This is a genomic window from Rhizobium sp. 2YAF20, from assembly GCF_052114685.1.
GTDB lineage: Bacteria > Pseudomonadota > Alphaproteobacteria > Rhizobiales > Rhizobiaceae > Rhizobium.
On record NZ_JBFRFF010000038.1, the window covers coordinates 1 to 13,048 of the forward strand.

Annotated in this window: 11 protein-coding genes and 1 pseudogene; 8 read left to right on the top strand and 4 right to left on the bottom strand. The window is 58.8% G+C overall.

What is annotated here, in order from left to right:
- Positions 1-727 (top strand): IS630 family transposase (locus AB4Z52_RS28845; RefSeq protein ID WP_442221309.1); only part of this gene is annotated, 727 nt, incomplete at its 5' end.
- A 162-nt stretch (positions 728-889) separates the two neighbouring features.
- Here AB4Z52_RS28845 and AB4Z52_RS28850 read toward each other — a convergent pair.
- Together AB4Z52_RS28850 and katG are read right to left on the bottom strand one after the other, a co-directional pair.
- Positions 890-1,024, bottom strand: a pseudogene (locus AB4Z52_RS28850) (VapC toxin family PIN domain ribonuclease); the annotation flags it as partial.
- A gap of 505 nt (positions 1,025-1,529) precedes the next feature.
- The gene (gene katG, locus AB4Z52_RS28855) at positions 1,530-3,710 is read right to left on the bottom strand and encodes a catalase/peroxidase HPI (protein ID WP_442221310.1); all 2,181 of its coding nucleotides are present in this window, start codon (positions 3,708-3,710) and stop codon (positions 1,530-1,532) included.
- A gap of 139 nt (positions 3,711-3,849) precedes the next feature.
- Between katG and AB4Z52_RS28860 the strand changes: the two genes are divergently transcribed.
- On the top strand, positions 3,850-4,764 hold the full coding sequence (locus tag AB4Z52_RS28860; RefSeq protein WP_442221311.1) for a LysR substrate-binding domain-containing protein: 915 nt from the start codon (positions 3,850-3,852) through the stop codon (positions 4,762-4,764).
- 228 nt (positions 4,765-4,992) lie between these two features.
- On the top strand, positions 4,993-5,163 hold the full coding sequence (locus AB4Z52_RS28865; RefSeq protein WP_442221312.1) for a hypothetical protein: 171 nt from the start codon (positions 4,993-4,995) through the stop codon (positions 5,161-5,163).
- Between the two features lie 154 nt (positions 5,164-5,317).
- On the opposite strand, the gene AB4Z52_RS28870 is transcribed toward AB4Z52_RS28865, so the two are convergent.
- Positions 5,318-6,403 carry a LacI family DNA-binding transcriptional regulator gene (locus AB4Z52_RS28870; RefSeq protein ID WP_442221313.1) on the bottom strand — a complete coding sequence of 362 codons (1,086 nt, stop codon included), beginning with the start codon at positions 6,401-6,403 and terminating at the stop codon, positions 5,318-5,320.
- A gap of 221 nt (positions 6,404-6,624) precedes the next feature.
- On the opposite strand from AB4Z52_RS28870, the gene AB4Z52_RS28875 reads away from it, so the two are divergent.
- The 5 genes from AB4Z52_RS28875 to AB4Z52_RS28895 all read left to right on the top strand — a co-directional run bounded on the left by AB4Z52_RS28875 (position 6,625) and on the right by AB4Z52_RS28895 (position 12,474).
- Complete coding sequence (locus AB4Z52_RS28875) at positions 6,625-7,578, top strand: sugar phosphate isomerase/epimerase family protein (RefSeq protein WP_442221314.1); 954 nt, start codon at positions 6,625-6,627, stop codon at positions 7,576-7,578.
- A 58-nt stretch (positions 7,579-7,636) separates the two neighbouring features.
- Positions 7,637-8,869, top strand: coding sequence for an ABC transporter substrate-binding protein (locus AB4Z52_RS28880; protein ID WP_442221315.1), 1,233 nt, complete (start codon positions 7,637-7,639; stop codon positions 8,867-8,869).
- Positions 8,870-8,939: 70 nt separating this feature from the next.
- Positions 8,940-9,827: a carbohydrate ABC transporter permease gene (locus AB4Z52_RS28885; protein ID WP_442221316.1), complete on the top strand. Its 888-nt coding sequence runs from the start codon at positions 8,940-8,942 to the stop codon at positions 9,825-9,827.
- A complete protein-coding gene (locus tag AB4Z52_RS28890) occupies positions 9,827-10,711 on the top strand; it encodes a carbohydrate ABC transporter permease (RefSeq protein ID WP_442221317.1) in 885 nt (294 codons plus the stop codon). The genes AB4Z52_RS28885 and AB4Z52_RS28890 overlap by 1 nt, the downstream gene beginning before the upstream one ends.
- Before the next feature lie 104 nt (positions 10,712-10,815).
- Positions 10,816-12,474, top strand: coding sequence for a GMC oxidoreductase (locus AB4Z52_RS28895; RefSeq protein ID WP_442221318.1), 1,659 nt, complete (start codon positions 10,816-10,818; stop codon positions 12,472-12,474).
- 61 nt (positions 12,475-12,535) lie between these two features.
- Here the strand turns inward: AB4Z52_RS28895 and greA are convergent, their stop codons facing one another.
- On the bottom strand, positions 12,536-13,018 hold the full coding sequence (greA, locus tag AB4Z52_RS28900; RefSeq protein ID WP_442221319.1) for a transcription elongation factor GreA: 483 nt from the start codon (positions 13,016-13,018) through the stop codon (positions 12,536-12,538).
- Positions 13,019-13,048 lie beyond the last annotated feature (30 nt).

Sequence of the window (13,048 nt, forward strand, 5' to 3'; positions counted from 1 at the left end):
GGCGGCCAAGGATCATGGCTATCCGCACGAACTGTGGACGACGCGGCTTTTGGCCCGCCATGCGCGCGAGCACGGACCGGAGGCCGGACATCCCTGTCTGGCCCGTCTGGTTCAGGGCACGGTGAGCAAGCTTCTGAGCCAGGAGGAAATCAAACCGCACAAGATGCGCTACTATCTGGAACGTCGCGATGGCGAGTTCGAGCAGAAGATGGCGGAGGTCTTGTGTGTCTATCGCCAGGTGCAGGTCCTGAAAAAGGCCGCAGCCGGATCGAACAAATCGGCTAAGCAGGTCGCGATCGTCTCTTACGACGAGAAACCTGGGATCCAGGCGATCGCGACGACGGCACCGGATTTGCCGCCTGTACCAAGCGTCTATCCGACCTTTGCGCGTGATTTTGAATATAAGCGTCATGGCACGCTCAGCCTGTTGGCTGGAATTGACCTGCTGACAGGCAAGGTCCACGCGCTCGTCAAGGACCGCCACCGCAGCCGCGAGTTCATCGAATTCCTCAAGCTGCTCGATTCCGCCTATCCGGCCGGCACCGCGATCAGGTTGATCCTCGACAATCATTCCGCACACATCTCGAAAGAAACCAAAGCCTGGCTCGATAAACAACCGGCAGGCCGCTTCGAATTACCTTCACCCCTAAACACGGCTCCTGGCTTAACCTCATCGAGGGCTTCTTCTCCAAGTTCGCCCGCTCCGTCCTGCGCCACATCCGGGTGAGTTCAAAGCACGAGCTCAGGGAACGCATCATGGCCGGCATCGACGACGTCAATAACCACCCCGTCATCCATACTTGGTCCTACAAGCTCGCCGAGGCTTGATATGATTCAAACCAAGAAAACGCGCTACTAGGAATCGAACTCACGACGACTTAGATTAATATCATTTATGTGGGGACCAAGGATCGATCACTTTCAACCCGCCCGCCTCGAAAGGGCTGGTGTCGCGAGTTGCGACCGCGAGGCCGTTCGCTGCTGCCGTAGCTGCAATATATCCATCAGCCTTGCCGATCGCTTTGTCCCCATTGAGGGACGGCGTCGTCGTGAGCGATCTCACATCGGTGTTGCCTTGATAGACATTGCGTCAGAGGACGCAGGTATTGCGCCCATAGGTTTAAAGATGTTCGATGCGGAAATCGGATAATTGTTTCCAGCGATTTCATTATTTCGAGCGGGCCCGCCGCTTTGGGATCGGTGCTGGTTAGTCTGATCGGCAGATTGACTGCAGCGGCAGGTGGCGGCGATGCGGCCCCTTATGCCACACCGTAGTACCAGTACAATTATCTCTACCATGCTGATGATGATGCACTGAATGCTTCAAAGCCGTTGTAAGCGCCGGAACGAGCAGAACATTGGTCGAGCTCGTCGGCGCAGTAACGGTCGCGGCTGGTAGAGTTTGAGGATTCGGCAAGCGTCCGCGGTCCAGTTGAGCCGCTTAACACGGCGAGCTCCGCTGATCAAATTTGCGTATAGCGATGCCTGGACGTAGCAACAAAGACTACGTCCAGGCGAGTTTTTGTCGATCAGACGAGATCGAAGCGATCGGCGTTCATCACCCTGGTCCAAGCTGCGACGAAGTCCGTTACGAACTTCTCCTTCGCGTCGGACGAGGCGTAAACTTCCGATAGGGCGCGCAGTTGCGAGTGCGAACCGAAGATCAGGTCGACGCGCGTTGCCGTCCACTTGACCACGTTCGTCTTGCCGTCGCGTCCTTCGTAAACGCCGTCCCTGCCATCAGCGGGAGACCACTGCGTGCCCATGTCGAGCAGGTTGACAAAGAAATCATTCGTCAACGTCTCGGGGCGCGATGTGAAGACCCCGTGCTCGGGCTTGCCGACATTCAGCACACGCAAGCCGCCGACGAGCACGGCCATTTCCGGTCCGGTCAGAGTGAGAAGCTGAGCGCGGTCAACCAGTGCCTCTTCCGGCTTCATGAACTGCCGGCCGCCGACAAAATTGCGAAAACCGTCGGCGCGCGGCTTGAGTGCGGCGAAAGACGCAGCATCCGTCTGCTCCTGCGACGCATCCATGCGGCCCGGCGTGAACGGCACGACGATATCCTGGCCGGCAGCCTTTGCCGCTTTTTCGACGCCGGCAGCGCCGGCAAGAACGATCAGGTCGGCAAGCGAGATCTTCTTTGCCCCTGGCTGCGCGGCGTTGAAATTCTTCTGAATGCCCTCAAGAGCACCCAGAACCTTCGCGAGCTGCGCGGGCTGGTTCACCTCCCAGTCCTTCTGCGGTGCAAGCCGGATACGTCCGCCATTGGCACCACCGCGCTTGTCGGAACCGCGGAAGGTGGAGGCGGAAGCCCAGGCGGTCGAGACCAGTTCCTGGACCGAGAGGCCGGTCGCAAGGATCCTACCCTTCAGGTTGGCGATATCCGCGTCGTCTATGAGCGGATGATCAACGGCGGGGATCACATCCTGCCAGATCAGGTCTTCTGCGGGGACTTCCGGGCCGAGGTAGCGAACCTTCGGTCCCATGTCGCGGTGGGTCAGCTTGAACCATGCGCGCGCGAAGGCATCGGCGAACTGGTCCGGATTTTCGAGGAAGCGGCGCGAGATCTTTTCGTATGCCGGATCGAATCGGAGCGCCAGGTCGCTGGTCAGCATGGTAGGAAGGTGCTTCTTCGATCCGTCATAGGCATCCGGAATGGAAGCCTCGGCATTCTTCGCCGTCCATTGATGGGCGCCGGCGGGGCTCTTGGTGAGCTCCCATTCAAAGGCGAACAGGTTTTCAAAGAAGTAGTTGCTCCACCGGGTCGGCGTCTGTGACCATGTCACTTCCAGACCAGCGGTAATGGCGTCGGCGCCGATGCCGGTTCCATACTTGCTTTTCCAGCCGAGCCCCTGATCCTCGATGGCACTCCCTTCAGGGTCCGCGCCGATCAGCGACGCATCGCCGGCGCCATGGGTCTTACCAAAGGTATGACCGCCGGCGATCAGCGCCACGGTCTCTTCATCGTTCATCGCCATGCGGGCAAACGTTTCGCGAATGTCGCGTGCGGAGGCGAGCGGATCCGGATTACCATTGGGACCCTCCGGATTGACGTAGATGAGACCCATCTGCACCGCACCGAGCGGTTCGGCCAGCTCGCGTTCGCCGCTATAGCGCTCGTCGCCGAGCCAGGTGCCTTCCGGACCCCAGAAGAGCTCCTCCGGCTCCCATACATCGGCGCGGCCGCCGGCGAAACCGAAGGTCTTGAAGCCCATCGATTCCAGGGCAACGTTACCCGTCAGGATCATCAGGTCGGCCCAGGAGATCCTGTGTCCGTATTTCTGCTTGATCGGCCAAAGCAACCGGCGGGCCTTGTCGAGATTGGCGTTGTCCGGCCAGCTGTTGAGCGGCGCAAAACGCTGCTGGCCGGCGCCGGCGCCGCCGCGGCCATCGGTAATGCGGTATGTACCGGCGCTGTGCCACGCCATGCGGATGAACAGGCCGCCATAGTGACCGAAGTCTGCCGGCCACCATTCCTGCGAATCCGTCATCAGTGCGGTAAGGTCTTTCTTCAGGGCGTCGAGATCGAGCTTCTTGAACTCCTCGGCGTAGTTGAACGCCTTGCCCATGGGATCAGCACGACCGGCCCCATTGTGAAGGATCTGGACGTTCAGTTGGCTAGGCCACCAGTCGCGGTTTGCTCTGCCACTTCGGGCCGTATTGTGTGCGACGGGACATTTGCTCGCATTGTCGGTTTCCTGGTCCATGATCTTCTCCATGATAGCTTTTAGTGTCTGCCGTCTGAGAGGTCGCGTCGTCTCGCGCAGCCCTCCCTCGCCTCTTCCATATCGGAAGTACCTCATAAATTTAAGTTGGATTTACTGATCGTCGCGATAAGGTGGGGTTATGACAAACTTCACATTGAAACAGCTTCGTTATTTCGAAGCCCTGGCACGAGACGGTCGTTTCCGGCGCGCAGCGGACGCCTGTTCGATATCTCAGCCGGCGTTGTCAATGCAGATCAAGGAACTCGAGCAGGAACTGGGCAGCGCGCTTTTCGAGCGGACCGCGCGTCAGGTGAAACTGACGGCCTTCGGCCAGATGTTCGCGCTCCGGGTTCGTGACATCCTTCGTGCGGTGGACGAACTGGGGGATCTGGCCCGCGCTTCGCGAGATCCGCTGCTGACGCGCCTGCGTATCGGCATCATTCCAACGATTGCGCCCTATCTGTTGCCGGCAATCATAAACGATCTGACGAGAACGTTCGATGGTATCGAGATACAGGTGCGCGAGACGCTGACGGGAAAGTTGATTCAGGAATTGGCGCAAGGCGAGCTGGACATGGCAATCGTTGCGCTGCCAGTGTCGGAACCTGCCTTCACCGAGCTCAAGTTATTTGAGGAGGAGTTCGTGCTGGTCCGGCGACGCGAAGACGAAGGCAAGCCGGTACCCGAACGCGATGCGCTGCGCGAAATGCGGTTGCTGCTGCTCGAGGAAGGGCACTGTTTTCGTGATCAGGCTTTGTCATTCTGCAAGATAGGGTCGACGCGCCCGCGCGAAGTTATGGAAGGGAGCTCCCTGTCGACGCTGGTCCAGATGGTAAGCGCCGGCATCGGCATAACCTTGATCCCGGAGATGGCGGTATCGGTGGAACAGCGCTCGGCAGAGGTTTCGATCTCGCGATTCCAATCTCCCCAGCCCTCACGTACGATCGGAATGATCTGGCGCAATTCAACGCCACTTGTCGCACAGTTCCTGCAGATATCCGAAGTCATTCGCCGCTCGGCCGACACCGTGCGCGAGCGGCATGCTGTCGGATGACCGTTGTGAGGGGAAGCGAATTGGAGATCCTGCAGTGAAATGAATTCTCTGCGCGTTTTGCGGGCATCAACCCGACAAGGTCAGCCGATTAAAGGGCGATTCCTTTATCTTGATCCTTGCTCCGCGCGGATATGTCGAAAAAATGTGATTTTATCGACATATATTCTCGTCTTGTCGTCGCTGTCGACATATCAGCATGACGTGTCGACAAATCTGGGGAACCCCGACATGTCATTCGATTCCAAACGCCCCTACAATGATCTCCATCCCCTTCTCCCGAGCGTCGAAATTAAGACGCTTGTCGGTCTCGGGCTTCTTGAAGAAGTGAAGGCAGGGCGCGAAAATCTTTATATCTACCCTGCCCTATTGATTCTGCTTTCGGACAGGAGCACGCCTTAAGACGCCATCTCGATAGATGGCTCTCGATATAGCAGTAATGATGCCGATCGGTACGGCGATATTACTTTGTAAGTAATAATATAAAAAATAATATATTGAAGATGGTATTGTTATTATTTTAAGAAAATTCGGCATCACTTTTGGTTGCGGCCGATCATCTTTCGCGCACATCCGAAGGCGGGCTCCCGATGCTCTGGCGGCGGATAAACCGACTTGAAATAACCTGCAGCAATGGCTCCTCCTCTTCTGCACCTTCCATTAGCCGCAACAACGTCGACACGGCAGCCTGCCCCATTTCCGCAACCGGTTGCTCGATCGTCGAGAGTGGCGGATGGCAATATTCGCAGACCGGCGAGCCGTCAAAGGACACCATAGAAAGATCCTCAGGAATGCGAACGCCCCTCGCCTGGATGCCGCTGATGAAGGAAATCGCCATATCGTCGCTTGCAGCGATCACAGCTGTTGGCTTGATTTCGAGTTTCGTGAAATCCTCGACTGCCTGCCTGCCCGTCTCGAAACCGAACTGATAAGATAGCACGCCACCCGAGCGCACGATGGTATTCGTATCGAGTCCGGCATCCTCCAGGGCCTCGACGAGCCCCGCGAAGCGTTCGATGTCATGGTAGTTGTCGCCTGGGCCGGCGATGTAGAAAAAGCGCCTGTGGCCAAGCGTAATGAGCACTTCCGCCGCCTCCTTCACCGCACTGCGATCATTGGTGACGACTGACGGAAGCGCTGCCCCGCTCATGTCGAGCAACAGCGAGACGATCGGCAGCCCCGCTTCGGCAAGCGATCTTTCTCCGACTTCCGGCAGTTGCGAGGAGAGAATGATCGCACCGCACACCGTGCCGCCAAAGGCGAGATTGAGAATGTGGCGCTCAGAGGTCTCATCACGGTCAAGGTTGGCGATCATCAGATGATAGCCGTTCTGGCTCAGCGACTGGTTGATGCTCTGCAACACCTGGGGGATGACCTGCGATGCACCATAATGCAGCGAACCCGGCAGAATGATCATGATCATGTTGGATTTGCCGACCCTCAGATTGCGCGCCATCGCATTCGGCGTGTAGCCGAGGGCTTCCGCCGCCGCTTTGATCTTGACACGCGTCTTCTCATTTACTCGGCCAGGGTTGGCGAGCGCCCGGCTGACGGTGGATATTGCCACCCCCGCCAGTTTCGCCACGTCGGCCATCAGCGGGCCAGAGCTTTCCTCCTGAGGCAAGTTTTTGTTTTTTTTCACGCTTTGGTCTTTCGTCGGAAGGCTTGCTTTGGCCGATGCTAGGACAATCGTGTCATTTTAGCAAACGATTGCCAAAATCCGCTTGCATAAAAAAGCGACCTGTCTATTATCTAGTCACGGCAATCGTTTGCCATTTGCAGTGCATTGAAATTATTCGAGTAATTTGCTGCAGAACCTCGGTTCCGCAAGCGATTTTCTACGCCCAGAAAACGGATGGCGTCATGACTTCAACCGAACGGCTTCGCTTTGGCGTCGATCTCGTCACCTTCTTCCACCCCGGATTTTGGGGTGTCGAGGACTATGATGGCATCATCGATTTGTCCCGCAACGAGCCACGCGCCTTCTGGGACAAAATTCTCGACAGCGTGCAAGCCTCCGGCGTCACCGGCGTGGAGCTGACCTTCTCGCCTTTCAACTGGCAGGATGCGACGAAGACCTACGGCTCGGTCGAAGCTTTCGCCGGCGAACTAACCAGACGCGGGCTGACGCTAGCAAGCGGCTTTTTTGCCGAGCTGGAGGCCGCCGGCGACTTTACGGAAGCTGCTGCGCAGGTTGCCATTATCGAAAAAGCTAAGAAATATGCCGAATTCCTGAAGGCGTGCGGCAGCGACATCATGGTCATCGGCGCGCCGTTGCGCCAGACGCTCGGCGCCCAACCGGTGCGATTTTATGATTTCGAACAGGCGCGCAAGATCGCCGACTTTCTCAACCGCCTGGGCGCTGTTCTTTACGCCAGGGGTGTACGGCTTGCGCTCCACACCGAGGCGCACTCGATCTTTGCCGCCGCACGCGATGTCGATCTGATGATGCTGCTGACGGACCCGGCTTATGTCCATATGTGCCCGGATACGGCTCATATCATCGTCGCGGGGTCTGATCCACTCCAGCTTGTCGACCGCCATCACGAGCGTGTCATCATCGCACACTGGAAGGATGCGCTCGGGGCCATGCCGGCAGAAACCCCGATCGACCAACATATCCATGATCGCCACCGCCCCTATTTCTGCGGTTTCGGCCTTGGCCGCGTCGATTGGCCGGGCTGGATCAGGCTGCTGCGCGATCGCGGCTATCAGGGCTGGGCCATTCTCGAGCTTGACGCCGCCCCCGATCCGATCAGTGACATCGCAAACGGGCTGACGCTCGTCCGGCAGGCGTTATTGCCGATCTATCGTTAGGTTTCATAACCCGAAGACCAACGGCCCCGCCAAGAGGGCCTTTTGAAGAGGTGGAACAATGAAGAGTGAAATCAAACTGCTATTGGCGGGTGCAGCGCTGTTTGCGGCCCTCGCTCCGGCCCGTGCGGAAGACAAACCGAAGGTCGAGGTCATGACCTCCTGGACTTCCGGCGGCGAAGCTGCGGCTCTCGAGGTTATCAAGCAGGAATTCGAGAAGCGCGGCGGGGTCTGGAAAGATTCTTCCATCGCCGGCTTTGGCGCCGCCGACGCCGCCTTCCAGAACCGCCTGGTAGCAGGCGACCCACCGACCGCCAAGCAGAGCGTCCTTGGTTTCGCCAATGCCGATTTCGTCAATCAGGGCCTTTTGAGCCCGATCGGCGAGGTGGCCAAAGCCGGCAAATGGGCCGATGTACTGCCGAAAGCGATCTATGATTTGGTGTCCTACAACGGCCAGGTCTATCTTTCCCCGACCGGTGCCCATGGCGAAAGCTGGGTGTTCTATTCCAAGGACACCTTCGCCAAGGCCGGAATTGCCGAGGAGCCGAAGAGCTGGGACGAATTCTTCGCGGCTCTAGACAAGCTCAAGGCCGCCGGCGTGCTGCCAGTCGCCTGGGGCGGCCAATCCTGGCAGGAATCCAAGGTCTTCAACATGATCCTGCTGACCCAGGTCGGCATTGACGGCTTCCAAAAGATCTATGCCGACAAGGACAAGGGTGAAGCCTCAACCGCCGGCGTGAAGAAGACCCTCGATATTCTCGGCAAGCTGCGCGCCTATGTCGATGAGGGCGCGCCGGGCCGCAACTGGAACGACGCCACCGCCATGGTCATCACCGGCAAGGCCGGCGTGCAGTTCATGGGCGATTGGGCCAAGGGCGAGTTCATCGCTGCCGGTAAAGAGCCGGGCAAGGATTACGGTTGCATGCTCGTCCCGCAATCGCCAGGCATGGTCTATGTCGCCGACTCCTTCTCTTTCCCCAAGCTCGGTGACGCGGCTGCCCTGAAAGGCCAGACGCTGCTGGCAGAAGTCGCCATGGATCCGGTCGTCCAAGTCGAGTTCTCGCTCAAGAAAGGCTCCATACCAATGCGCACCGATGTCGACAAATCGAAGCTCGACGTTTGCGCGCAGAAGGGTCTGGAGCTGATGAGCGCGGGCAAGATCGTGCCGGATCAAGCGCTGATCCTTTCCCCGCAGCAGGCCGGTGCGCTCAATGACTTCGTCGACGAGTTCTGGACCAACACCTCCGAGGGTTCCGCCGCCGGCGCCGAGAAGTTCTTCGCGATCTTCGAATAGAACGTCGTCGGGGCCGGTTGGCAAAAAGCAGCCGACCGGTCCCATTCATTCCTTTTGAGCGAGTTTGCCGATGCAGGCCAAGCGCAAACGTTCCCTTGCTGCGACATACGCGCTGCTGCCGACGTGGATTGTGGCGATCTTCATCTATATCGGCACCATGGTCTGGTCCGTGAGGCTATCCTTTACGGATTCGACAATCTTTCCCTCGTCCAATTATGTCGGTTTCGCTCAGTACGCGAAGCTGTTCCGGACTTCGAAATGGCTGATCTCGCTGGAGAACGTCGTGATTTTCGGCGTGCTTTATGTCGGCGGTTGTCTGGCGCTGGGCTTTCTGCTTGCAGCCTCGCTCGACCGCAAAGTCCGCTTCGAAAGCGTCTTGCGCACCATCTTCCTCTATCCCTATGCGATGTCCTTCGTGGTCACCGGCCTTGTCTGGCAATGGATGCTGAACCCTACGTTCGGCATTCAGGCGAATGTGCGGGCGCTGGGCTGGAATAGCTTTGTCTTCGACTGGATCGTCAGCCGCGACATGGCGATCTACACCGTGGTCTTTGCCGGCGTCTGGCAGGGCGCGGGCCTCGTCATGGTCATTGCCCTCTCCGGCATGCGCGCGATCGGGGAAGACCAATGGAAGGCAGCGCAGATCGACGGCATTCCGATCTGGCGTATCTACCTGTCGATCGTCCTGCCGCAGCTTGGACCGGCGCTTGGAGCATCGGGCATGTTGCTCTCCATGGGCGTCGTCAAGACCTATGATCTCGTCGTGGCACTCACCGGTGGAGGGCCGGGCTCTGCAACCGAGGTGCCGGCAAAATTCATCATGGACAATCTGTTCGAGCGACAAAATCTCGGCCTTGCCACCGCAGGTGCCACGGTGCTGGTGCTCTCGGTCGTCATGGCGGTCGCCCCGTTTCGTTATGCGCTTTATGTGCGCGCCAAAAGAAACAGAGCGCACTGATGGCAGCCCGTCATCCAAACGGCCCCAAACCTTCCCGGCTGACGGTCGGTCGCATCGGGCTCTATGTGTTCCTGATCATCTCGGCGCTGTTCTTCCTGCTGCCGCTTTATACGATGGTTGTCACCTCGTTGAAGACGATGGAGGAGATCCGCCAGGGCCGCATCTTCGCCTTGCCCAACACTGTCGATTTCAACGCCTGGAAAACCGCGTGGTCGGGCGCCTGCATGGGCACGCAGTGCCTCGGCGTGCGCCTCGGTTTCTGGAACTCGGTGAAAATCACCGTGCCGGCGGTGGTAATCTCAGTCTTCATCGGCGCCGTCAACGGCTACGCTCTCTCCTTCTGGCGGCCGAAAGGCTCCGGTTTCCTCTTCGGGCTGCTGATGGCCGGAGGGCTGATCCCCTATCAGATCTTCCTCTATCCGCTCGTCCGGCTGCTCGCCAACCTCAGTCTCTATAATTCGGTGGCGGGGGTCGTCCTTGTCCACGTGATCTTCGGCCTGCCCCTGGTGACGCTGCTCTTCCGCAACTATTTCGTCGCGATCCCCGAAGAGCTCTGCAAGGCCGGGCGCGTCGACGGCGCCGGATTCTGGCGCATCTTCTTCGAGATCATGCTGCCCATGTCGGTTCCCATGGTGGTCGTCGCCTCCATATTCCAGTTCACCGGCATCTGGAACGACTTCCTGATCGGGCTCGTCTTTGCCGGCCGCGATAATCTGCCGATGACGGTTCAGCTCAACAATATCGTCAACACCACGATGGGCGAGCGTGCCTACAACGTGAACATGGCCGCCACCATCCTGACCGCCCTCGTTCCGCTCGCCATCTACTTCTTTTCCGGCCGCTGGTTCGTACGCGGCGTGACCGCCGGTGCCGTGAAGGGGTAATTCCATGCAATCCGCCGTTTCCATCAAGAATCTGAAGATTGCCACGACCTTTCTCTGCGGCGCGCTCCTGTAAACACCGCTTCCAGAACATACGGATATTGCTCATGTCTCAGACTATCTATGACGCGCTGGTGATCGGCTCTGGCGCCGCGGGCTCCTTTGCCGCCAAGGAATTGACGGCGCAAGGGCTTTCGGTGCTACTGCTCGAAGCGGGGCCTTCCGTGACACAGAAAGACTTCGATCCATCCCGCAAAAAAGCGCCGGCCAGCAGTATCAATATCTGGGAGCGCGCACGCGCCACGGTCAGGGGCCAGCCCATTCAGGCGCGCGCTGCCTTCTTTACCGAGCGTTTCAGCCATTTCTTCGTCAACGACCGCAAAAATCCCTACACGACACCGAAGGATGCGCCGTTTCTCTGGATTCGCGGTCGCCAGAGCGGCGGGCGCCTGCACAGTTTCGGCCGTGTGTTGCTGCGCTGGACCGACGATGATTTCAAGATCAAGTCGCGAACCGGCAAGGGCGTCGACTGGCCGGTTTCGTATGACGAGCTGGCACCCTACTACGCGGAGGTGGAATCCTATCTCGGACTTTATGGCAATGAAGACGGTGCCGAGACCCTGCCGGACGGCATCTATACGCATCCCGCAAAATTGACGCCCGCCGAAGAGACCTTCAAGGCCGAGGTGGAAAGCCGCTGGCCGGGGCGGCGTGTCGTCTCCTGGCGCTATATTGCCCCGGACACCGAACGTACGCCAATGCCGTTGCGCGAAGCGCTGGCGACCGACCGTCTCACCATTCGTCACGACGCTATCGTCCGCCGTATCACAACGGATGACAGGAGCGGCAAGGCGACGGGCGCGGAATTCATCGATCGCCTAACGGGCAAGGTGGAGAATGCCCACGCCGCACTGGTGGTGCTTTCGGCGTCCCCGATCGAGAGCGTGCGGCTGCTGCTCAATTCGGCGTCCGCGAGGCACCCCGATGGGCTCAGCAACAGCTCAGCTACGCTCGGACGCTATTTCATGGACCAGCTGCCTTGCCTCGCCTTCGGATCTTTTCCGAAAGCAAAAGGCTGGGCGGTCGACAATTCCGCGCCAGCCGACCCTTTCTACAATCCCTCGGGCGGCATCTTCATCCCGCGTTTTGCAGCGAGCGATGCCTCTCGCGGAGACTTCGACTATCAGGGCAGCGTCGGCCGCGCGCCGGTGGCGGATGACCAACCTTCACGGTTCGCCTTCTTCGGCTTCGGCCGCATGCTGCCCGATGCGGATAATCGCATCATGCTCGACCCCAGGCGCAAGGACGCCTGGAATATCCCTGTTCCGCATATCCGTTGCATCATGGGTGCAGAGGAACATGCGTTGCTGCGCCGGCAGGAAGAGACGCTGATTGAGACAGTGCGCAGCGTCGGCGGCGACCTTGAATTCATCGGTTCGCCCACGGGGCTCAAGGAAATGGGGCGCGGTGCATTCCCCGACGCCGATCCGTTCAGCCGGTTCATGTTCCGCAAATGGTTCCGCAAGACCATGTGCATGGGAGCTGCGATCCATGAAACCGGCGGCGCCCGCATGGGATCGAACAAGGAGACCTCGGTGCTTGATCCATATAATCGCAGCTGGGATGTCCCCAATCTCATCGTCACTGATGCATCCGCCTTCCCCGGCAGCGGGGTAGCAGGGACGACGCTGACTGTCATGGCGCTTACATTGCGTGCCTGCCGAAATCTTGTCGCCGACTACCGGGCAGGCAGGTATCGTGTATGAATTCGTCGTGAAAGCCGCTGTTGGAAAGCCGTTGCATTTGAATTATGGCCATTTGGGCGTTCTACGAGATGGCAACGATCTCAAGCTCCTGAGCGCCTACGCCCACGAGATCGCCAACGGCTTTGCCCATCAGCAATCTTGCCACCGGCGACACGAAGGAAATTGATCCCTCCTTGGGGTCCGCTTCGTCCTCTCCGACAATACGATAGGTCTGCACGCGCCCGTCGTTACGGCTGAAGGTCACGGTACTCCCAAAGGCGACGGCGTCAGTTGAAGCAGGCTGCGGGACAAGCTGGGCCGTGCGAACTCTTGCCGCAAAGTAGCGCGTATCACGCAAGGGGTTTGCTGCTTGCCGCCGTCGTTCATTCACGTCTTCGATCGTGCTCGCAGCATCGTAGGCTTCTCGAGCGTGTTGGAGCTGTAGCTCTAGGGCCTTCAACCCCGCGTCCGTAACAAGGTTCGGGTGCGGCGAAATTGAACGATCAGGCAGCAGGGTTTCCGAAGCAGTTTCGAAACTCTCTTCTTTGGTGAACGCAACGGCCATCGAACTCCCTTTAAGCGCGGTGCGCGCCCT

What these genes read in the sequence shown, in the direction of transcription:
- AB4Z52_RS28885 (WP_442221316.1), top strand. Translation starts at nt 8,940, where the DNA reads ATGCAGGCCAAGCGCAAACGTTCCCTTGCTGCGACATACGCGCTGCTG.
- AB4Z52_RS28880 (WP_442221315.1), top strand. Translation starts at nt 7,637, where the DNA reads ATGAAGAGTGAAATCAAACTGCTATTGGCGGGTGCAGCGCTGTTTGCG.
- AB4Z52_RS28890 (WP_442221317.1), top strand. Translation starts at nt 9,827, where the DNA reads ATGGCAGCCCGTCATCCAAACGGCCCCAAACCTTCCCGGCTGACGGTC.
- AB4Z52_RS28875 (WP_442221314.1), top strand. Translation starts at nt 6,625, where the DNA reads ATGACTTCAACCGAACGGCTTCGCTTTGGCGTCGATCTCGTCACCTTC.
- AB4Z52_RS28895 (WP_442221318.1), top strand. Translation starts at nt 10,816, where the DNA reads ATGTCTCAGACTATCTATGACGCGCTGGTGATCGGCTCTGGCGCCGCG.
- katG (WP_442221310.1), bottom strand. Translation starts at nt 3,710, where the DNA reads ATGGACCAGGAAACCGACAATGCGAGCAAATGTCCCGTCGCACACAAT.
- AB4Z52_RS28865 (WP_442221312.1), top strand. Translation starts at nt 4,993, where the DNA reads ATGTCATTCGATTCCAAACGCCCCTACAATGATCTCCATCCCCTTCTC.
- greA (WP_442221319.1), bottom strand. Translation starts at nt 13,018, where the DNA reads ATGGCCGTTGCGTTCACCAAAGAAGAGAGTTTCGAAACTGCTTCGGAA.
- AB4Z52_RS28860 (WP_442221311.1), top strand. Translation starts at nt 3,850, where the DNA reads ATGACAAACTTCACATTGAAACAGCTTCGTTATTTCGAAGCCCTGGCA.